Annotated in this window: 15 protein-coding genes; 3 read left to right on the top strand and 12 right to left on the bottom strand. The window is 37.3% G+C overall.

What is annotated here, in order from left to right; translation table 11 throughout:
• Positions 1-11: 11 nt before the first annotated feature.
• Both H6G18_RS02680 and H6G18_RS02685 read left to right on the top strand, forming a co-directional pair.
• Positions 12-1280: a tetratricopeptide repeat protein gene (locus tag H6G18_RS02680; protein WP_190405538.1), complete on the top strand. Its 1269-nt coding sequence runs from the start codon at positions 12-14 to the stop codon at positions 1278-1280.
• A 245-nt stretch (positions 1281-1525) separates the two neighbouring features.
• Positions 1526-3163 (top strand): alpha/beta hydrolase, encoded by a 1638-nt coding sequence (locus H6G18_RS02685; RefSeq protein ID WP_190405539.1) that lies wholly within the window; start codon positions 1526-1528, stop codon positions 3161-3163.
• Between the two features lie 51 nt (positions 3164-3214).
• On the opposite strand, the gene H6G18_RS02690 is transcribed toward H6G18_RS02685, so the two are convergent.
• From H6G18_RS02690 to H6G18_RS02730, 9 genes are all read right to left on the bottom strand, one after another.
• Complete coding sequence (locus H6G18_RS02690; RefSeq protein ID WP_190405540.1) at positions 3215-3679, bottom strand: response regulator; 465 nt, start codon at positions 3677-3679, stop codon at positions 3215-3217.
• Between the two features lie 229 nt (positions 3680-3908).
• Positions 3909-5075, bottom strand: a complete 1167-nt coding sequence (locus H6G18_RS02695; RefSeq protein WP_190405541.1) for a glycosyltransferase family 2 protein — start codon at positions 5073-5075, stop codon at positions 3909-3911.
• An 86-nt stretch (positions 5076-5161) separates the two neighbouring features.
• Positions 5162-5800 carry a glycosyltransferase family 4 protein gene (locus tag H6G18_RS02700; protein WP_190405542.1) on the bottom strand — a complete coding sequence of 213 codons (639 nt, stop codon included), beginning with the start codon at positions 5798-5800 and terminating at the stop codon, positions 5162-5164.
• 106 nt (positions 5801-5906) lie between these two features.
• Positions 5907-6671 carry a class I SAM-dependent methyltransferase gene (locus H6G18_RS02705; RefSeq protein WP_190405543.1) on the bottom strand — a complete coding sequence of 255 codons (765 nt, stop codon included), beginning with the start codon at positions 6669-6671 and terminating at the stop codon, positions 5907-5909.
• A 28-nt stretch (positions 6672-6699) separates the two neighbouring features.
• Entirely contained in the window at positions 6700-8013 is a 1314-nt protein-coding gene (locus H6G18_RS02710) for a glycosyltransferase family 2 protein (protein WP_190405544.1), read from the bottom strand.
• Positions 8010-9221 (bottom strand): glycosyltransferase family 2 protein, encoded by a 1212-nt coding sequence (locus tag H6G18_RS02715; protein ID WP_190405545.1) that lies wholly within the window; start codon positions 9219-9221, stop codon positions 8010-8012. Before H6G18_RS02715 ends, H6G18_RS02710 begins: the two co-directional genes overlap by 4 nt.
• Positions 9222-9241: 20 nt before the next feature.
• The gene (locus tag H6G18_RS02720) at positions 9242-11035 is read right to left on the bottom strand and encodes an ABC transporter ATP-binding protein (RefSeq protein ID WP_190405546.1); all 1794 of its coding nucleotides are present in this window, start codon (positions 11033-11035) and stop codon (positions 9242-9244) included.
• A gap of 90 nt (positions 11036-11125) precedes the next feature.
• On the bottom strand, positions 11126-12232 hold the full coding sequence (locus H6G18_RS02725) for a glycosyltransferase family 2 protein (protein ID WP_190405547.1): 1107 nt from the start codon (positions 12230-12232) through the stop codon (positions 11126-11128).
• Positions 12233-12850: 618 nt separating this feature from the next.
• Entirely contained in the window at positions 12851-14854 is a 2004-nt protein-coding gene (locus tag H6G18_RS02730) for an NACHT domain-containing protein (RefSeq protein ID WP_242040158.1), read from the bottom strand.
• A gap of 193 nt (positions 14855-15047) precedes the next feature.
• Here H6G18_RS02730 and H6G18_RS24660 point away from each other — a divergent pair, with 193 nt between their 5' ends.
• The gene (locus tag H6G18_RS24660; RefSeq protein ID WP_242040160.1) at positions 15048-15266 is read left to right on the top strand and encodes a hypothetical protein; all 219 of its coding nucleotides are present in this window, start codon (positions 15048-15050) and stop codon (positions 15264-15266) included.
• Positions 15267-15496: 230 nt separating this feature from the next.
• On the opposite strand, the gene H6G18_RS02735 is transcribed toward H6G18_RS24660, so the two are convergent.
• The 3 genes from H6G18_RS02735 to H6G18_RS02745 all read right to left on the bottom strand — a co-directional run bounded on the left by H6G18_RS02735 (position 15497) and on the right by H6G18_RS02745 (position 23262).
• Complete coding sequence (locus H6G18_RS02735; RefSeq protein ID WP_190405549.1) at positions 15497-16645, bottom strand: hybrid sensor histidine kinase/response regulator; 1149 nt, start codon at positions 16643-16645, stop codon at positions 15497-15499.
• A gap of 163 nt (positions 16646-16808) precedes the next feature.
• The gene (locus H6G18_RS02740) at positions 16809-18020 is read right to left on the bottom strand and encodes an EAL domain-containing response regulator (RefSeq protein WP_190405550.1); all 1212 of its coding nucleotides are present in this window, start codon (positions 18018-18020) and stop codon (positions 16809-16811) included.
• A gap of 13 nt (positions 18021-18033) precedes the next feature.
• Positions 18034-23262 carry a PAS domain S-box protein gene (locus tag H6G18_RS02745; RefSeq protein WP_190405551.1) on the bottom strand — a complete coding sequence of 1743 codons (5229 nt, stop codon included), beginning with the start codon at positions 23260-23262 and terminating at the stop codon, positions 18034-18036.
• Between the last annotated feature and the right edge of the window lie 157 nt (positions 23263-23419).

Consider the following 23419-nt stretch of genomic DNA (forward strand, 5'->3'; position numbering starts at 1 on the left):
AAATAAATGCTATGAATAACGATTTTTACAACCAGGGACTGGAAAAAGCTAAACAACAAGACTACCCTGGAGCAATTGAGGAATTTAGCCGTGCTTTAAAATTGACTCCATACTCTGCTGAAGCTTATTTACAAAGAGGTTTAGCATATTATGACTCAGGAGCAATTCTTCCGGCTGTGTCAGATTACACCGAAGCTATTAAGTTGAACTCTGAAAGTGTGGAAGCATATTATTGTCGTGCATTAGCACGAGTAGCCTTGAAAAATTTACCAGGGGCGTTGGAAGATGTAGAACAGGCGATTCGGCTGAATATAAATTATGCTGCTGCCTATAGCTTACGGGGAACAGTGCAACGCAAACAAGGGTATATTCAAAATGCGATCGCTAGTTTTAAAAAAGCTGCCGAATTATACCTACAGCAAAAAGATACCGAAAATTGCCGTCTTTGTCTGGAGAGAATTAAACAACTACAGCCACCAGAAAAACCTAGTCTACAGCAAAAAACTCCTCCCATTGCACCTATCAAATCTGTTAACGAATATTTCACCCAGCTATTAGACAAAGCCGAAAAGGGAGATACCAGAGAAGCAATAGCCGATTTAAACTGGATATTACGAGCTGATCCTCAAGATGCTCAAGCCTATTGCTGTCGGGGTGTAGTGCGGTGTAAAATGGGAAATTATCGAGAAGCGATCGCTGATTTTAACCAAGCACTACAATTAAATTTTCAGGATGTAGCCGTCTATCGTAACCGAGGTAAAGCTCGTTCCTTATTAGGTGATCATCAAGGTGCGATCGCTGATTTTAAACAAGCCATCGAGATGCAGCCTGAAGACACCTTAACCTATGTTGCCAGAGGTAATACGTATCGAGCAATGGGTAATTATCTGGGTGCAATTCAAGATTATGGCAAAGCACTGCAAATAAAGCCCAATGATGCCCAAGCTTACTATAATCGTGGTGTTACTTATACTTTCCTAGAAGAAATGCAAAACGCGGTTGAAGATTATCAACGCGCAGCCAGTATCTTTTGTGAACAACAAGACTGGGAAAATTATCAACAAGCTCAAGATAGCCTCAAACAAATTCAGACATCTGTACCTGAATATAAAAAACAAAAATCTAATTTGTTACGTCAAAAACTCCTGCGATTAGTTGGGGGATATTGGGAAATTGCTCAAAGATTGATTCAGCAGCAAAAAGATTACCGTCCAGGGATGTCTGAGGAGTGGTATTTGCAAAAAGTACTTGACGATTTAGAACGCGATCGTGATAGATGAATCAATTCAAAATAAAATATTATGAGTAATGAGTAATGAGTAATGAGTAATGAGTGATTAGTAATTAGTGGTGGCTGGGGAGTCATTATGCCTAATTTGTATTAGGCGTAAATATTAATAAATAGAATACAGCTATTTTGCATTAGACACAATTTAATGGAGATTTTAAATTTTTTGATATTTTAGTAGCTAAATACACCAATATTCGCTATATTCCCGTAAGTGTCGTTTGAGGAAATATTCTTATGGGAAGACGCTGGAAAGGTATAAAAATTTTTGCAAGTATTTTTTTCACACTTACCCTTGCACAGCTTTTGGGTGCAAATACTCGTGTACAAGCGGCTGAGACAGTTGTAGTACGGTTTGGTTTATTTGCCGAATCTATCCCCGTGGCTGACTTGCAAAAAGCGGCGGAGACTGGGGAATTTCCCAGAAGTTTAGACCTTTTCACTAGGCGATTATCTGAACAACAACGCCGTACTCTCATCGGGGCGCTAAGAATGAGAGTACCTCTGAATGTAGTTACCATCAGTAGGTTATTGAATACTCAAATTGGGACAACCATTCTCAATGACCTCGCCACGGCTGTGGCTCGCAAAGATCAAGCAGGTGCAAAGGCTTTAAGAGCTGGTTTGGTGTTGGGTTCTACTGCTCCTCAGGGTCTTTCTATTCTCAGCTTTATTGCTGCTTACCCCAGTCAAAGCTTAGAAATTAACTTACCCCAAGCTTTTCAGGTGGCGGGAAGTTTAAATAATGCGTTCTGGCGTACACAACAGTTTATGCTGGCGATTAGCCCCCAACTGAACCCGACAACAACGCAGATTTCCTTACCTTTTGACCCCAGTCAACCGGGGAACGCTCAAGTACAGGTGGAAAAATTGTCCTTGAATGACCAAAAACGCAACCGAAATATTCCCGTTGATATTTACTGGTCAACAGCTGCAACACCAGAAAAACCTGTTATTGTCTACTCGCATGGGATGGGATCTGTCCGCACAGATTTACGCTATCTGGCGGAACATCTAGCTTCCCACGGTTATATATTTGTGGCTCTAGAACATCCTGGTAGCAATCAGACAAATACAGATTTAGCTACTCAAGGTAAAACTCGACTTTTACAACCCCAAGAGTTTTTAAATCGTCCTAGAGATGTCAGTTTTGTGTTGGATGAATTAGCAACACTCAACCAGACAAGTGGTAATCCTCTGCAAGGAAAACTAGCAACCAATAACACAATGGTTATCGGCTATTCTTTTGGCGGTGGTACAGCTTTGTCTCTAGCTGGAGCCGAGTTACAAATAACAGGAATCAAAGAACGTTGTCAGAATAAATTAACTATTTTAAGTTTAGGAGAAACCATCCAGTGTATTGCTCAAGAATTACCAGAAAGCAGCTACCAACTGCGAGATAATAGAATTAAACAGGCGATCGCTTTAACTCCCACGACTTCATTAATGTTTGGCGAAACTGGTTTAACTAAAGTAGAAATTCCAACTTTAATTGTTGCCAGTTCCGCAGATAAAACTACACCAGCTTTAACAGAACAAATTGTAGGATTTAGCAAAATTCCATCGCCGAAATGGCTAGTAGGGATAATTGGGGGTACACATTTGAGCGTGAAAGACCCCAGCACTACGTTAGATCAAATAGACAAACCCAATACACCTTTGAGTGGTGGTGAAATTGTCGGTGAACAAGCCGCCGATGTTCGCAGATTTATGAAAGCGATCGCTTTAGCTATGGCGGCTCAACTCACCCCAGAAGCACAAAAATATGCCGTCTTTCTCACCCCAGATTACGCTCAGGCGGCTTCAACAAATGTATTTCCTTTTCGGATAGTCACAGAAATTCCCCCTGAAGCTATTCCCATAGGTAAGCAATAGGAAATGGGAATTTTCTCGTAAAGGCAGGGAGCAGGGGGAGAAAACTAATGACTAATGACTATTAGCCCCATTTTCTAATACAGAACTTCTCAGAATCTTGAGAATTTCGACTACAAGAATATTAGGATCTAAAGGTTTATTGACGTAGCCTTGAAATCCAGATAAAAAAGCCATGCTGGAGCTTTCTTCTGAGCTTAGAGCCGTGAGAGCGATCGCCGGAATATCCCTGTTTTCCAAAAGCACATTATTTCTAATTTGGTTGATTAATGTATACCCATCCATATCTGGCATAGCGAGGTCAAAAATCAGAATATCAAACTTTAATTTTTTGATGATTTCTAATGCTTCTAATGCTGATGTTGCTGTTGTGACTTGAACGTTATAGCTTTCTAGAACGCAAGTAGTTAAAAACAGACTATCTGCATTATCATCTACTGCTAAAATTTGCAATCCATCTAAGGCATGAAAGTAATTTGTAACATTTTGTGGATGTAATTCCTCTGAGTTATTTGTCACGATATAATGGCCTCCCTATTTGCCCAAATCAATTATGGAGGAAGACACACTAAACAGCCAGTCGCCACTGGCTGTTTAGTGTGCATCTGTAAAACAAACTACCATAATCTGACGTTTTTTATTTTGCCTTTGACTCAGACGAACTAAACCAATTTTGCTTAAATATAGAGTGCTTAAATATAGAGACTAGAGACGAGATATTTTTCGTGATTTATATTTATTGCCAACTTTAAACAGTAACTCTATTTTTTTGAATAGCTAATTTCTTGGATAATAAATTAATCCGGAAGTTTTCATAAATCTTGGACGGTAAAAACTTTTTGAGTTTGATTATATTTATGACATTGTTATTTTTGAGCGGTTGATTTGAACTACTTTTGCTGGAAATTAAATATTTAACAGGGTAGGGAAATACAAAATGAATTAACGTGATCAACAAAGATAAAGAAATTTTCAAGATTTGTATATATAAATCATGCCGTAACAATGTCATAAAAAAATCTAATTGCAAAGCCTTATATAAGCAATACAAAGTTTCTGAATATTTGCCAGCAAGGCTACATTTACGAGCCATATAGATATAAAAAAGACTACAAGACCATCGATAAATAATATGAGGAATTTCTGGATGTTTTTGCTGAACTAATGTTAATACAGATTTCTGTGAATTTACCATTGAAATATAATTATGAGACATACTACTAGTAGTCTGACGATAGCCAACGAGAAATTCTGGTACTACTCTTACCTGGTAATGTTCGGTAATTCGCAAATAAAGATCCCAATCTTCACAACCTTGACAACCTTTTGCCTTAAATTCACAGTCATAAAGACCTACTTGGTCAAAACAACTACGGCGAATTAAGGTGGAACTAGCATTTCCTAAAAAATTCCGATATAACAATGCGATGTAAACATCGCCTTCATATTCAGCAATATGAAAATCACCACTAGGTTCATCTTTTCCATCAATTACCACTGACCAAGCATAAACTAAACCTACAGATGAATCAGATTCTTGAAAGCGTTGGACTTGTTTTTCTAAATTTTGAGGATACCAAATATCATCGGCATCAATTGGGGCAATAAATTCACCTCTTGCATATTTGATTGCTAAGTTCCGCGCCGCCGCTACTCCAGAATTAAGTTGATGGAATAATCTAATACGAGCATCTTTTTGAATAATTGATTGAACAATTGTAGATGTTTCATCTTGAGAACCATCATCTACAACTATTACTTCAATGTTTGAATAAGTCTGGTTAATAACTGATTTTAAGGTTCTTTCAATAAAGGCTGCTGCATTATAAGCTGGAATAATTACTGAAATCAATGGTAAATTATTTGATGATTGTGAGAGTAATTCTTTAGTTTCTAAAATAACATCTTTACTCATAATAATTATTTAAAATAATTCAAATAAGTTAGGGATTACCTACAGAATAACGTAGCTCATCACCTTTCTTTGTTCGAGGTAAAAATTCAGCCAATATTTGTTAGCAGAAACTCTCGTAGTTGCTTACCAATTGCTTCAAGAGAGAAGAATTTTTCGGCGCGATCGCGGGCGCGTTTACCCAACTCATGACCCCAAGATTGGTTGTCTAAGATGGAACCAATGGCTTCAGCTAAGGCTGTACTGTCTTCACGGGGTACAATTATTCCTCCTGATAACTCCATGTCTGGGAAAATATAAGGGACACCAGGAGCATCAGTAGCTACTACTGGTAAGCCACAAGACATGGCCTCGATGGGTGCGACAGGAAAACCTTCGTGGCGAGAAGGGAGAGTGTAGACATTAGCCGCCGATAAATAACGTTGAATAATAGTGCGATCGCAGATGTATTCATTTTTCCATATCACCCCTGGTAACTGCTTCTTAGCAATCAATTGGCGCAACTTTTCTGCATCAGAACCTGTACCCACAAGTAATAACCGTAAATTTCTACCAGGACGTTCTTCACAAATATGTTGCCAAGCATCCATCAGCATATCAAGCCCCTTACGATATACTTCTATACGCCCGTGATAAACTACAATCTCAGTCTTTGAGGGGATGCCTAATGCTGTTCTAGCTTCAGAGCGACGTTGGTCATCACTTGCGTGCCAATTTGCCACATCCATTGGTAAGTTACCCAATCTTGTTGTAATTTATCTATGGAAAGTTTGTTTGCAGTTAATTGAATTTTTCACTAAATTTTTAAGCAGATTTTTCATGATTATTATTGCGCTAATTTTTCTGCCAAACGGAAGCTGTTTCTGTTCCCAATCCTTGCGGCTTATGTAGGTAATAACTCAACCATGTCAAAGGACTTAAAATTTTACACAAAATTCGACGCTGACGATGAGGTAAATTGGAAAATGCCACATCATGCCCTAGCACGGTCAAGGGGTTAATAAAAGTAGCATATTTCTGACAAGACAAATTGATTAAAGTTTTGATTTCTGTTAAGGTGTAACCGCGTCTTACATGACCCCATTCCGCCATAACTTCGTCTTCACTGGGGCAAATAGATTGCATAAATTTGTAATAGGGAAACCGCCAGTTTTCATTGGGAGTACTAATTAATAGAAAACCATGCGGACGTAATACGCGCAATGCCTCTGATATGGCTTTTTGATCATCTGGTACGTGTTCTAACAGGTCAAACATTGTCACCGCATCAAAGGACTCGTCTGCAAAGGGTAAAGCTGTTGCATCTCCACAAACAAAATTGACTCGTTCTTGTTGATTACAGGGAGCTTTGGCGTATTCAGGATTAAAGTCTATATTAGTAATTTTTGCCTGGGGATAGAGTAAAGAAGTTAATCCGCTTTGACCGCCACCTACCTCTAAAATTTTTGGTAATTCTTGGTTAGGTGCAATATGATGAATAGCCCGCATTTTTTCCCGATAAAAAAATCCCAATGTTAGGGGTTCGGGAAAAGGATTACAAGCTAAAAAATCCTGTAGGGGTAGTTTAAAATTGTCTATTTTTTGGGATAAAGTAACCATATTCACTTGAGTAAAAATTTAACTTAAATTATTTAGATAATTTCATTTCTTCATTTTGCCAAGCTGGTTTTTTCCTGTTATCTATATAAAATTTAATTCCAGCAAAACAACCAAGAATTTGAACAAATACATAACTATATTTTGGCTGAACCCCATTTTTTAACCTCCGTAAAATTGATGTGACATAATATTTGGGCAAAGTTACACATAAACGACGCAAATTACCCCAATGCTTGTAGGTAGCAAACTGTACTAACAAAGCCGTCACATGACCGCGCATATATTGATAAGCTTGGTCTTTGAACGCATCAATATCACGACGATGGTAGTGAAAAACTACAGATGTTGGTTCATAGCGACAAATCCAACCTCCAGCCAAGATTCTGTACCACATTTCCGAATCTTCACTACATCCAGATGCGCCTGCTCCCAACCGTTCATCGAAGTACCCTACTAGTTCAAATGCTTGATGGCGAAAGGCCATGTTCGCACCGGCTCCAATTCGCCAAACAGGAACACCACGATGTTTCATATTTTCAAAAAACTGGGTATCAAAGTTGATGGCGCGGTATCCCCACCCTGAGTCCCCTGATCCTTGATGGAAAATGACTTGCGCTTCTGTTTCCAGTTCAGCCGGTAACATGAGTCCGGTAACAGCTAATACTTTGGGGTTAACAAATGCTTGCTGTAAACGGAGACACCAATCTGGGTGAACTTCTACATCATCATCGGTGAAAGCAATAATCTCTCCTGTAGAGTTGCGAATACCTGTATTCCGGGCTACGCTTAATCCTGGTTTTGGTTCTAGAATATACTCAACTTGGGGTATTTGTGCAACTATCTGGCGTGTGGTGTCGTCCGAGGGTGCATTATCGACGACGATAATTTGTTGTGGAGGTTGGGATAACTTGACGAGCGATCGCAAACATCGCTCCAGTTGTTTTGGGCGATTTCGCGTACAAATCACCACAGATATCGAATTATTAACTGATTGTGTGTAAGTTTGTTGGAGTTGTTGGAGGGGTTGCTGCAAAGCCAACAAAGCTGGAAAATCTGGTGGTTTATCCCATGTAGGGATAGGGGAAACCACCGGTAAAGGTGCTTTGAAGCCGTTTTCTAAGAGGCGATCGCCTATAGCTGGTGTGATGGTTTGCAAAGCTATATTGAGCAGTGCAGTTGCAGGTATGGGTAACTCGGATGTGAAAATTTGGCGATCGCCTAGAGGAATACCGCACCACCAAAACACAGCATATATCCCTTGATAATTGGGTTCAGGATGCAGTTCGGGGATATCTTGACTCAATTCAATATGCAACACTTTCCAAGGAGCCAAATTACTCATGAAAATTGCCTCCGAATCGTTTCAACTCTTTTTAAAGAACGAGGATATTCCCCAAAAAATCCCACAATTCCACCCCACATTTCTGCCAATATCATTTTTGGGGGTAATGGGTGATGTCCCCGCAAACTATCTCTTAATTGCTTAATTTGATCCTTGATCCACCACAATATCAGACTGCGTAACTGTGAACGTTGAGTAGGATCAGTTTGATAAGCTTTCATCACAAAAGCCATAAATCCTAAACCCCAAGTCCAGTATTGGCGGTGCAGTTTTTCATATTCCCGACGGTGTTGATGAAATACCAAATATTCCGGCTCATAAACTAGGTTATAACCTGCTCTAATTACACGATAAAAAATATCCAAATCTCCACCACCAGGTAAGGGAGCGCCTGTATCTAAGGCCTCATCAAATCCCCCAATTTTTAATAATATCTCTCGCCGAAATGCCATATTACATCCCGCGCCAAATATACCTGCGCCACAGGGATGTAAGGGATTACCTGGTAAAATTTGACCATAGCGAATTTTTTGAAACCCGCGACGAAATCCGCCTCTTTGTTCAAAGAGAATTTGCGCTTCTGTAACTAATTCATAAGGTAATACTAAACCCGTAAAAGCCGCAGCATCAGGATTTTCTCTCCATGCTGTCATCAATCCTGCTAACCATTTCCTATCTACAACAACATCATCATCTAAAAAGGCGAGAATTTCCCCATTCGCTGATTGCAGAGCTTTATTTCTCGCAAAATCTAATCCTGGTTTTGGCTCTCGCACATAACGCACCCAAGGTAAGGAATCTACCAATTGTTTGGTGCGATCGTCAGAAGGTGCATTATCTATAACTAATATTTCTAATCCAGAAGCCTGTTTTACTAGCTCTTGTAAAGATTGCAAACAACGAGCTAAATTTTCTGGACGGTCTTTTGTACAAATAGCAATAGTTAATGAGGGAAATAGGGTTTGATGAACAGCAAAACTTAATTCTTCTTGCAAATATTGTTGAATCAGTTGATTACTAATTTCTTTAGCAATTAATTGACCTACTTCTTCCCCAGAAAGTATAGTTTTTGCTGGTAATGCTTGCATGAAAAAGCCAATAGGTTTATCTTTACGGCGCACAATTAAAGCAATACCTGTGTCATCGGAAGAAAGCAAGATACTAGGTAGAGGTTCTGTTAATTCTATTTCTTGGATTCTATAAGACATAACAATTTACTAGGGGTAGTTTATATATGAGCATTGCGATGTTGTAAGTTATAAAGTTGGGCAAATAGTCCGTTTAGCTTGAGTAAATCCTGTAGATTCCCTTCCTCAATTACTCGTCCTTCATTTAGCACAATAATTTTATCTGCTTGTTCAATTGTGGCTAGGCGATGGGCAATCACAATTACTGTACGATTTTCACTGAGGGTATTAAGAGCTTCTTGAATTAAATGTTCAGAGATACTGTCAAGAGCATTCGTCGCTTCGTCGAGAATTAGAATCTCTGGATTGCGGACTATAGCTCGTGCAAGGGCGATTCTTTGTCTCTGTCCACCCGATAAGCGTACCCCGCGATCGCCTACTTTGGTATCATACCCTTGAGGTAATTCGCTAATGAATTGATGAGCATTTGCCAGTTTTGCTGCTTCGATAATTTCGCTTTCTGTTACTCCCAGACGACCATAAGCGATATTTTCTAAAACTGTCGTACTAAACATATGCACATCTTGGCTAACAATAGCAATTTGATTACGCCAATCCTGCAAATTTAGTTCTTTGAGTGAATAATCATCAATGTAAATTTCTCCTATTTCTAAATTATAAAATCTACATATCAAGCCAATGAGTGTAGATTTACCTGCACCTGAAGGACCTACAATAGCTATGGTTTTACCTTGAGGAATAAAAAGAGAAATATCTTGAATAGCCGGTTTTTCTGTAGCATTGTAAGCAAAGCTTACGGATTCAAAATAAATTCCTTTTTTTAATTTTTGGAAATTAATATTACCAGAACGAATATAAGGTTTATCAGAATCATCTAATAGAGATATTACATCATTTACCGCACTAGACAAGGCAATTAAATTTATCCGTGCTGCATCTAGTTGTTTTACCTGAGGTTGTAAGCGGTAGAGAATAAAAATAAAAGTTAGTAGTCTTGGTAAAGAAGTTTTATCTTGCAGTAACGTAATAACTAAAATACATACTAATAAAAGTGCCGATAAAACCTCAGAAATCGGATTTACACTGGCAGACAGTACATCTAGTTTAAAAAATGTACTGCGTACCTTTTTAGAAACTCTATCAAAACGCTCTTGCTCATAATTTTCACGTCCAAAAGCGCGAATTACTTTCATCCCCGCCAACCCTTCCCACATCCGGGTTGCAAGAGCAGAATTACTGTCCACGGCTTGTTGTCCTAACTCTTTTACCCGCCGTGTAACTAGCTGGATAATAACAGATATTAACGTCATCAAGATAGCAACTAATACAGTTAATTGCCAAGAAAGTAGCAGCAATAAAATGGTAAATACAAATATTGTACAGCAAGTAATGATGAGGCTAACAAATGCTGATAAAGCCTGACCAGTCCGCCAGGTTTCAGAAGCCAAAGTATTCATCAATTTACCTGATTCACTACCTTCTAAAAAACTGTAGCTGATGCTTAAAAGTTGATTAAAAATTTTTGAACGTAGTTCATGACTTATGCGTGAATTGAACCACGCAAATAACATACTATTTCCATAAATTAGCAAGTTTTTAAAAAAAATACTTCCTACAATGGCAACAGCAATAATTATCAGACGGTTATTAGGGGAAACATCAACAAATATACGATTGAGAAAGTCTACTAAAAAATTGTTCTTACCTGTTGAAAAATTCGTCTGATCCACGCTTTGCAACAGGGGAATAAATAAACTAATGCCAATTCCTTCAAAAAAAGAGGATAGTGTCCCCAGAAAAACAATTACAGGAATTGACCAAGGATAAAGTCTTAAAATCGATAATATACTTGTATATATATTATTTTTTTTCATGTTATCTCATTAAAAATAGCCATACTAGTTTCTGAAACTCTTTTCCTAATTAGTAGTATCTAAGATAAATATTACCAACATCAATTGATACTAATCTTCTCCTAAAGCAGACCACCTTTGAGATAATATACCATCATATATTTTCCAAGGATTTGGTTCTTTATTTTGTATCTCTATTTGAGTAATATCAGTTTTGTGATGACTAGAATGCAAATTCTTCTTTAAATTTAACCAAGAAATAGAGTTGCGTAAAATTAAATTTTTGGCTATTTGAATGATGATATTGAAAAGACATTTGTATAAGCCTGTATGCAACAGTAATATACTATCTAATCTAACTGCCTTATACAGCCAAATTAGAGTATGCCAATAGTCATCGCATTTGAGACTTTGCAATGCTAAATAGTAGCGAAAATAACTAGCAGACCAATTAAATATGTAATTGGGAATTTCTGGATGTTTTTGTCGGGAATCTAGCATCATTAATTTATAGGACTTGGCCATTGATATATAAGACCTAGACATACTCCCGTTTACCTGACGGTAGCCAATTAGAAATTCTCGTACCACAGAGAATTTATAACGTTCAGCAATCCGTAAATAAATATCCCAATCTTCGCAACCTTGAGCATTCTGTTTTTTTAGTTCACTATTAAAATATCCAACTTTTTCCAAACAATTTCGACGAATTAAGGGAACGCTGGCGTTGCCAATAAAATTTGTGTACAACAGATGTTTGTACACTTCTCCCTCAATACTATGTATGTTGGAATAATACCAAGAATTATACTTGCCAATAATATTATCCTCTTCGTCAATCAAAGCTGACCAAGCATAAACCAATCCTACAGACGAATCAGTATTTAATAGGCATTGTACTTGTTTTTCTAGTTTTTGAGGATACCATATATCATCAGCATCAATTGGCGCAATATATTCTCCGACAGATTTTTCAATGGCCAAGTTGCGAGCGATCGCCACTCCTTGATTTGACTGCTTTAACAAAATAACACGGTTATCTGCTTTAGCGAAAGATTCAACTAGTTCAGAAGTTCTATCTTGAGAGCCATCATCAACCACCAAAACTTCAATATTTTTGTATGTTTGGGATAAAACAGACTGCAATGTTCTGCTTATAAATTTTTCTGCATTATAGGCAGGGATGATAACTGAAACTAAGGGAAAATCGGACTTCATTTGTTTTGAATCTCCCCAAAAATTAACTTAACTAAAAATTTAATCTTTAAGTTTTAATAGCCAGATGGCAAACATGATTAATTAAGAGGTATGATAATGCAAAAATTATCCTAGCAGAATCAGATATAAAGTAACTGAATTAAGCAGTGAAACTAAAACATAAATGTGATTGATGATATCTTAACTTTGATTCCTAATGCAACACTTTTTTGTTGCGGACTGGAGTTATTGTTCATTGCGCTTCAAGTAACTTTGTTTGTAGGCGGACAATTTTATCTATGCTTCTCACATTACCAGAATTTTGTCTGTATTTTTGCTGATATTACATCTAAATTTCTTCCAGCAGACTGTAACATAGCAGATTCACAAGTGATTTATATAACTGAATATAATTACGCAAATAGTTCAATGTATTACCAGTTAAACAGCACACCTTCAAGCAAACAGTATTTATTACAAAAGAATAGTAATTTTTAATACTTGATATATCTTTTTGATAGTATAAAAATAATTAAAGATTATTGTTTGTCTGTTTTTTAGTGTAAATAAGTATCATTAACTGTGTTTAATTCACAAAAACTAAATCTTTATTACCTAGTCAAAAATTCATTCCTAAAGTCAATGTTTTCTCCACTCAAGACTTGAGTATAAGGTTTCATTGAATCCAGGTTCTCTAATTAAAAACAAATTTGTCTCTAAATAAGAACGCAAGCTAGGTGAAATATCTCTAGTACAATTCAGACAATCTAGAAGTAATTTATTCATATCCCAATACTGCTGTAAATCTTCTAATTCTTGTTGATTGAATTGCCAGTCTATTCCGATATGACGAGAATCAATCATTAGATTTCGTAATTCTTCAGCCCAAGTTTGTCCATTTACTAACCACCAAATTTTTAAAGTTTCTCTCCCTTGGTTAGAAGAAGGTAATTTTCGTTTGATATCTTGTAGAGATTTATGTAATGTTACTTGATTTACTAACAAATACTTCAAATCGAGGGCTAAATTTAAAGCAGATAACCTAGCAGAAAAAATATCGGCTGTCATAGTCAGACTGACAACTAGTGCATGACTCAAAGCTAAATCTATGGCTAACTCAATAGATAAGCTACCAGCAAACTGATGCTCCAAAGATATTGCTAAATCTTGATTACACGCTAGGGGATGCTCTGGGGGTAAAGCAATAGTAAAGTAAAAAGCACGCACACTAGCACATTGATAGATAGAATTTACTTGAGAAGACTTTTGTTCTACCCATTGCAAAAAATGATATAACTTGTGATTTCTGATAACTAAGTGATCGATTTTTTGTTTAATTAATTTAAATAAATCATCTGCTGGCTTTAGCATCCATACAGTTAATAAAAATACTTCACGCCAACGTTTATCACCCAGATGAGTGACCAAATTTTGCAGTGTTTGATGATTAGCATTAGAGACAATTTCTCTAGCTGTAAAATATTCTTGAAATATTAAATGAGGAAAAGAATAAATACCTCTTGCCCTTTTAATTAATAAGCCATGTTCTAATTCAATTGTTTTGATAAATGCTATACTCTCTATTTCTAAAGCATCTGTATCACTTGTGGTATTAGGCTGATGCAATAGATAGTTAGTTATAATTTGTTGCAGTCTTGTTTCACTGATAAAGTAATCTCCTTGATGAAAGTTAACTGCTGCTATGTGACTAAGTAGTTTAATTCTATGCAGCAAAGATAAGTTACAAAAAGACTGGTTATACTGAGTTCCTTTTACTTCATTCCATCGTACAAAAAGTAAATCTAATGCTTGTTTATAAATTTCAAAATGATGATTAGAAAAATCAGCATTAGACTGAAATACTAAGCAAAAAAGAATCAATAAAAGTGGTGTAGCAGCTAATTCTAAAATATGTGAGTTTTCTGTCAATTCTAGTGTTTTGATGAACTTATGTGCTACTAGTTTTGATGTTTCTGGAGAATTATTAGTAACTGATAAAAACCACTTATTAGCAAACTCTGCTATTTTTTGTTTATTAAAATCAGCTATCTCTACTTCAGTAAAACCATGAAAATTAGAATAAGGTGAAGCTAAACGACAAGTAACAACTATTTGATTTTTATAAAATTTATTAATAAAGCTACGAATTTTATTGAGAGTTTTTTCTGAATTTTTCCCTACAACTTCATCCAAGCCATCTAACAAAATCAACGCCCTACCATGAGACAATACTGTATTCAGTTCTACTTCAGTAATGCCAAAATTCATCAAGTCATCATGTATATATTTAAATAAATTAAGTTGACGAGAATCCTCATCATTTTCAGTAAAGCTTTTGAGATTGATAAAAACTGGTAAATAATTTGGCTGAAAAATACCTTGCGAGCAACTCAGCGCAACTGACTGTAAAAATGTAGTTTTCCCTGATCCAGGTTTTCCCAGTAATATCATTTTGGAATATTTTCTCACAGCATCTAAACCGCCAATTTGTTTTTTGTCTCCTTGTTTGACAAGAGAAATATTATTATTAGAGCCTATTTTTTCTAAATCATTAAGTTCTAACCATCTTTTACTGGAAATTTCTTCGCAGACATTGGCATCAATATAAATATCATTGAGATGGATAGGTCGAGCAATATCCAAAAGATGTAAAGTACCACATTGAGACTGGATTTTATCGTGATGAAAAGAGCGTAATTTCTGCACCAAAATATCAATATCTAGTAGGTGATATTCATGATGCTCTAGGGATAAATAATCTTCGGTGGGTTGTTGAGAAATTTCTGAAGTCTCCAGTCCCAGAACAAAGCAAATATCATTAAACACATGACGATCAATGGGTTTACCAGTAAAAAATTTCCATATAGACTGGCGTGTTTCTAAACCAACTTCCGCCGCCAGATATTCTTGTGTCCATCCTTTGCGCGTAAAAGCTATCTTTGCTTTTCTAATGCCTTCGGCAGATGCTTGGAGCGATCGCTTTGCCATCACTATGCCACTAAACTACTTTACTAGTTTGCCCATTTTTATACAAGTTATACAAGTTATACACTAACTTATACAAAAAACCCAACGCGATCGCAAACATCGGTTATACATAATAGAATTTGAGTCAGCCAAATCTACATACCCAACTAGCTTACGGCATTGTCCAAGGAGCAATCTCATTTTGAGCAATGCCCAAGCTTTTATTAAAGGTAGTGGAGACTAAAGGACAGATAGGGTAAATTTGTTTGTGTGTTTTTCCTATACAGTGTCTTGCAAGTTAACCAGGTACTCCCCTAATTAACCCAGACTTGACGATTTTTGAGAGTAAGTATTTTCACAACCATCTTCTTTTAGCAGGCTACAAGGTACCATTACTTGCACAATAGTTTTTTCGTGTGGCTTGCTTTGAATTTTTAATTTGCCTCCATGTAGTTCAGTAATGCGTTTAGCGATCATTAGCCCTAATCCTGACCCTTGTTGTTCATAGAGTTTGCGTTCAAATTGCTGATATGCTCCTAATTCTGCAATTTGTGCTGCTGTAATCCCTCGACCATGATCAATGAAAGATAAATGTAAATAATTGTTGATGGGTTGACCGTGAACTTGCACTAAGCTACCTGTAGAAGAAAACTTGAAAGCATTATCAAGCAACTCTTCTACAATTTTAGCCATCTTTGCTGTAGACATTTTAACTTTACAAGGATGTAGTTCTACTTCTAAATCTACTTCTCTTCCTACTTTTTTAGCTTTTTCATTAATAATTTCCATTAATTTTACATTAGGAAATATACTAGTTTGACTTTGTAGCAACTTGATTTGCTGTGAATCAGTTCTAATAATTTCTAATTCTGCATACATGAGGAACTTTTGAATTAATTCAAATAAACGTTCACCAGATAGGTAAATAGATTCTGCCATTTCTCGAATTGCTTGTGAATCGAGAATATCGCTCTCTTCCATCAGAATTTGTGAAAAGCCTAAGATACCATTTAAAGGCGTTCGCATTTCATGAGGCAAAGATAAAGCAATACTATTACGCAGATTATCTAGTCGTCTTTGATTTTCTTGTTTAATCGTGATGTGTTTTTCTAATCGACAGGCGATCGCTGCCAATAAATCTGCTCTTGTAAACGGTTTAATTATATAATCATCTGCTCCCATTTCCATTCCTTGACGGAAGTCAGTTTTATCAGACTTAGCAGTGAGAAAAATTAAAGGAATAGTTGCTGTTTCTTTCCATCGACGTAATGTCTTTAATACTTCATAACCGTCTAATTCCGGCATCATGACATCACAAATAATCAAATCCGGAATTTCTTCTTGAGCCAATTGCACACCGAGGAGTCCATTATGCGCTTCAAGTATGTTAAATCCCTCTCCTTCTAACAAGTCTAAGATATTTTGGCGCACATGGATATCATCTTCGATAACAAGAATTTTATTCATATTTACTTACAAAGTAATACTTTAAGTAATCGCCTGAAGTTGTATTTTTTTTTAAAATATTCAACTTCATAGTAATTTATTTTGGTTAAAAGTTACTGCCAATTACCAATATCAGTAATAATTTAGTCAATGTTTAATGAAAATTGGAAATCAGTTGTTTTGTTTATACAGATAAATGTTTGTTAGTCCATAAAAAATTTTCAAATTCTATTGCTGGTAATGGGCGACTAAAGAGAAAGCCTTGCATGGCATCGCATTTATTTTGCTTTAAGAAATACAGTTCTGATTCTGTTTCCACACCTTCGGCTACTACCTGCATATTCATATTATGTGCCATTTCGATTAAGGCTTTGGTAATCGCAGATTTTTGTTTATCTTTAGCAACATTATGAATAAAATATCTATCAATTTTTAGTGTGTTAACTGGCAAATTTTTGAGATAAATCAAAGAGGAGTAACCTGTACCAAAATCATCAATAGCAATTCTAACTCCTAGAGATTGCAATTCATTCATAGTGAAAATAGCACTATTTAAGTCTTGCATAATCATGCTTTCAGTCAATTCTAGCTCCAGATAATGTGGGGCTAAATTATTTGTTTTTAAAGCCTCAGTAATTTTTTGAATTAAATCTGGTCTATTAAATTCCATTGCTGATAAATTTACGGAAATAGTCAAGTAATCTACACCAGAATCATGCCAGTTTTTAATTTGCTGACAAACACTAGCTACTACCCATTGACCAATTGGCACAATTAAACTTGTAGACTCTGCCAATGGAATAAATTCTGAAGGAGAGACAAAACCTAATTCTGGACTATGCCAACGTAACAAACTTTCCGCAGCAACAATTTTTCCAGAAGTAATATCAACTATTGGTTGATATTGCACCTCAAATTCTTGAAATTTTTGTTGTTTAATAACTTTATGTAGACTCATCTCTAGTAACTGCATTTTGGGAGACGAGATTTTAATTCCGGTTTGATTTATTAAGTACTTTTTTAAAGTAGCTTGTCTTTCCAAACGGTTCATGACAGCACTTAGTAATTCCGCCCTGGTAAATGGTTTAGTTAGATAGTCATCTGCGCCCATATCCATGCCTTGACGGAAATCAGCTTTTGCAGATTTTGCAGTTAGAAAAATGAAAGGAATAGTTGCCGTTAATGGCTCTTGACGTAATGCTGACAGCACCCCATAGCCATCTACTTCTGGCATCATCATATCGCACAAAATTAAATCTGGAAATTCTGCCAATGCTAAATCTATGCCAATTCGTCCATTAGCAGCAGACACAGTATTAAAATCTTCAGCTTGGAGCAAGTCTAAGATATTTTCTCTGACTGATTCTTCATCTTCAATTACTAAAATCTTAATCATTATTAACCTCTTTTTATATTTGATGATTTAAAGGAAGATTCACAGTAAATACTGTACCAATTCCTATTTTACTAGAGACAGATATTTCACCTTGATGAATGTCTACACATTTTTTGACGATTGCTAATCCTAACCCTGTGCCTAAGATATTGCCAACATTTTTTGCTCGATAAAATGATTCAAATAAGTGGGTAATATCTTCTGGCGAAATGCCAATACCCCAATCGTGAATTTCAAATACTGCACGCCCATCTCGACAATAAAATACAACCCGAACATCACTCTTGCTTGGAGAATATTTAATAGCATTAGAAATTAAATTAGTGAGAATATGTCCTAATAATTTTTCGTCCATGCAACAAGGCATAGATTCATGTTCACTGGTAAAATAAACTTGTTGATTACTAAGATTTAATTGGATTTCTTCTATTAAATTGCGGCAATATGTGACGACATCAAAGGATGTGGTGACCAACTCTAGTTTTCCCGCTTCTGCCTTACCAATGATCAAAATATCGTCTAACATTTCTGTCATTCGCTTGACGGCAACTTGAATGCGATGTAAGTGAGTGAGTTGTTTTTCCTCTGTCCATTTGTGGCGGTAGTGTTCTAGTAACTCAGAGGAAGACAAAATGGTACTCAACGGCGTGCGAAATTCATGGGAGGTCATGGATACAAAGCGAGATTTAAGTTCGCTTAATTCTTTCTCTTTTTCTAGTGCTACTTTTAAGTATTCTTCTAGTTGTTTACGGTCTGTAATATCTATTAAATAACCGACAATTTCTACTGGATTAGCTGTGTCATCTTGCACTACTAGGCCTTGATCATATAGCCAATGATATGTACCATCTTTGTGTAAAAAGCGATACTCTAACTTATAACTTCCTTGCTCCAATACGTGAGAAAGTTTGTTCAATACAAATGATGCGTCTTCCGGGTGGATATGACTAGACCAAAAACCAGAATTTTCTGTAAATTCATGTGCTTCATAACCAGTCATGGTAGTGATGTTGTCGCTAATAAAAATAGTGTCAAAATTCCCAAAAGTTTTACAAGTATAAATTACGCCTGGGCTGGAGGTCAGTAAATATTGCAATCGCTGTTGGCTAACAAGTAGTGCTGTTTCTGCTTGTTTACGTTCTGTGATATCCGTTTGAATGCTGATGTAGTGAGTGAGTTGACCACCATTGTCATATACAGGGGAGATGTTTAACTCATTCCATAACAGGCTGCCATTTTTACGATAGTTGCGGAGAACTACAGTGCAAGCTTTTCCTGCTTGCATTGCCGCACTGAGTTTTCGTAACCCTGGTTGGTCGATATCTGCACTTTGGAATAGACGGAAGTTTTGTCCAATTACTTCGTCTGACGAGTAGCCAGTCATGCGCTCAAAGGCGGGATTGACATAGATAATCGGCCCGCTAGGAGTGCTAGCATCAGCAATAATGATGCCATTGCTGCTAGCATCTATCGCCCGATCGCGTAGTTTTAAACCTTCCTCTACCTGCTTACGCTGAGTTATATCTGTATGAATACATACAATTCCTGTAATTTTGCCATTACTATCTTTAATAGCATCAGAGCGGAGATAAATTTGTAATGGGCGACCACTACGCGATCGCATTGTTACTTCACCCCGCCAAGATTCGCCTTTCATGACACTAGTTAATATATTTTGACGCTCTTGAGGCTCATGGAAAATTGTGCCTACTCCTCCAAACACTTGTAATTCCTCTAGAGTATGACCGTATAATTCCTGAAAAGCCGGATTAGTATAAATAGGTATGTCAAAAATATCACTAAAGATAATAGCATCACTTGTACTTTCCATCGCTTTGTGAAAGCGTAAGAGCGAATCTTCTGCTAATTTGCGCTCTGTAATGTCTGTAGAAATACCACAGATGCCGTAGATGGTACCATGATGATCTTTTAAAGGAAACTTGATACTAAAGTAAGTATGTAAGCTATCTTCTTGGGGAACAACTTCTTCAACTTCTATGGCAATACCATCGGCTATGACTCGACGGTTATTAACTGCAAATCCATTAGCAATATCATGAGGCCAAGTATCATACAAACTCTTGCCGATGATTTCAGCCTGATCAGTATTAAATAGCTCTTCATATCGTCGGTTAACCAGCATAAATCTACCCTGGATATCCATGACATAAATCATCGCCGGGGAGTTATCTAAAATTGCTTGTAACTGCTGTTGAGTTTGGTATAAATTTGTTTCTACTTGCTTGCGAGTGGTAATATCTCGATCCATCCCTCGATAACCACAAAATTTACCCACTGTATTAAAAACTGGCATTCCACTGGTTTCGAGAACCACTAAACGACCATCTTTATGAACATTGGTGTTTTCTAAGCATTTAAATGGCTGTTGTGCCTCAATTATGGGCGTAAAAATATTCATGACACGCTCTGCTTCTGCTGGTGGCATGATTTCAAAGGGAGTTCTACCCAATATTTCTTGTGGTTCGTAACCTAAAATTTCCCTCACTTTAGGGCTGACGTAAGTATAAATAGCATTTTCATCAACTTCCCACACCCAATCACTACTAGCTTCAACTAAGTTGCGGAACCTTTCTTCACTATGTCTTAGCGCTTCTTCCGTTTGTTGGCGCTTAATCCCAATCGCAATCTCATGAGCCGCAATTCCCAAAGATTGGAAAGTAGACTCACTGAGCGCTTGGCGAGAAAACATGGCCAGTACCCCCAATATCTCACCCTCCACAATCAAGGGATAGCCAGCAAAAGCTATCATTCCTTCTTGCGTCGCCCATTCTGGGTGGCTTATGTGCGGATCTGTTGTTACAGAATTGGTGAAGTGGGGTGTGCCTTGTTGGGCAATTAAACCGATTTTGAATTGACCGACTGGTACACATCTATGAGGCCCATCTATATGGGTGTACATCCCCGAACTGACTTGCAATTCCAGTAGATTTTCTGCTTTATTGAGTATCCAGATGCGGGCAAAAGCTGCATTGAGATGTTGGACGACAGCATCGGTACAGCCGCGCATTAAATCCTGTAAGGTGTAACTTTGTGTCAGAATTGTATCAACTTCTGCTCGAAAATTTGCTAATTTTACCTTTTCTGCTAATACTTCTTCTGTACGTTTGCGATCATCAATATCAGTGTTTGTGCCAAACCAATTAATAATGTTACCTGCGTCATCACACAAGGCTAAGGCACGCCCTAGATGCCAGCGATAGGTTTGATCCATCGCTCTGAACCAGCGAAATTCAATATCTAGAGGTTCACCAGTAGCTACACAATGACTCCAAGCTTCCAAGCACCGATGGCGGTCATCCTCATGTATCCATTGATGCCACTGCCAACCCAGTATAGCTTCTGGTGTACAGTCGAAGTATTCAAGGGTACGTTGGTTAACATACTCAATATAGCCATCTGGTTGAGCTATCCAGACCTGTTGGGGGATAGATTCTGCTAAGAATCGAAAACGCTCTTCACTTTTTTCTAAAGCTTCTTGTGCCTGTTTGCGTTCTGTAATTTCTTCAAAAGTGCCAAGAATGCCTACAACATTGCCCTCAACATCATGGAGTGGAACTTTATTTGTTTCTAGCCAAACCTTTTGCCCATCTGCTTTATGTAGGGGTTCTATGATGTGATACTCAGGGATATTCGTTTCTATTACCCTAGCGTCACACTCGCGGTATAAGTCTGCATCCTGATGATTGGTGAGAAAATCATAGTCTGTTTTCCCTATGATATTTTCTGGATGCTCAAGACCTAGCATTTTGGCAAAGTGACGATTACAGCCCAAAAAGACAGAATTTCTATCTTTCCAAAAGATACACTGAGGAATCGTATCCATAACTAACTGCAACATTTGTTGAGATTGCCGTAGTTGCTCCTGAGCAATTTGGCGATCGCCTATTTCCAAAAGCAGTTGTTTATTAGCTTCCTCCAAAGCGAGGGTACGCTCTGCTACCCGCATTTCTAACTCTTGGTTGGCTTGTTGCAGTGCTACTTGTGCTTGCACTCGTTCGGTAATATCCATCGAAACACCAATCATCCGAGTGGGGTTACCTGTGGTATCTGTTATTACTGTACCTCTTGAGAGCAACCATTTATACTCAAATGGTTGCCCTGGGATTGGTAGCCGATGTTCTACTTCCAGACAACTACAATTAGCGATCGCCTCTTGAGCCGCCATCTCAACTTTTTCCACATCATCTGGATGAAAAAAAGTCAGAACTTCGCTATGAGTTAATTCTCTAGCTACTCCCAGTCCATCAACAGCATTGAGAAAGAACAATTGATCATTACTGAGATTACGCTCCCAATAAATTGTGTCAGTCGATTCCAGTGCTAACTTTAACCTGTTTGTCATTTCCTCTATGGCTGCAAAGGAATGCTTGTGTTCAGTAATATCTATACAAAAACTAATATAACCAGCAAAATTACCATTGGATGTAAATTTGGGAACACCAATATTTAGTAGCCAACAGTACTGTCCATCAACTCCCCGTAAGCGATATTCCATAGAGAAACACTGACGAGCATGAAAAGCTGATAAGTAGTTATCTAAAAAACTCTGCAAATCTTCTGGATGCACACATTCTGCCCAACCTTTGCCTATTTCTTGTTCTAGGCTATTTCCGGTAAATTCTAACCAAAGTTTGTTGAAAAAGTTACATGAAGCATCTGTGCCAGACATCCAAATTAATATGGATGCGTCATCAGCTATGTGGCTAAGGCTCTTTTCACTAGTCAAAATGGTATCGTTGGCATTAACTAGTGTTGACTCTAGCAACCGCAGATGTTCTTGGGGAATTTGTAATTCTTCTTGGTGGTTCAAGTCGGTTGCTGGTTGCAGAGCTTGATAAACACTTTCCGATGTCACTGTCCCCATTAGCTGTTCTTTTTCATCAATTACTAACAAGCAACTTGATGGATGCTTACGTAACATGGAAATGATGGCAGTTATATCCTCAAATTGTGACAGCTTGAAGGCTATCACTGAGGTGTTCATAACTTCAGAAATTTTGGTTGTTTGGAAGTCAACACCCAAGGCTACCAGCTTCACTACATCTCTTTCTGACAACCACCCTAATAGCTGAGAATTGACAATTACAACAATACCAGCATCTTGCTTGGCCATTTGTGAAACTACGTCTGACAATGGCTTTTCCGGCTCAACCGTCAGTGGCGAAAAGTCAATCATCGACTCTAAGCATTGTGGCCAGAGAAGGTGAGGTAGAGATTGCATAGAGCATTCAAATGGCTGGTATCAAACAATCATGAACTAAAGCAGATGCTTTAGTTATCTTCTAATATTTTGATACCAAATAAATAAGAATATCTGGAGTATAAACACTATAAAGTTTGTATGAAGAAATACAACAGCCAATTACTTGAACACCATC

It is taken from the genome of Anabaena subtropica FACHB-260, from assembly GCF_014697105.1.
Taxonomy (GTDB): Bacteria; Cyanobacteriota; Cyanobacteriia; order Cyanobacteriales; family Nostocaceae; genus Trichormus; species Trichormus subtropicus.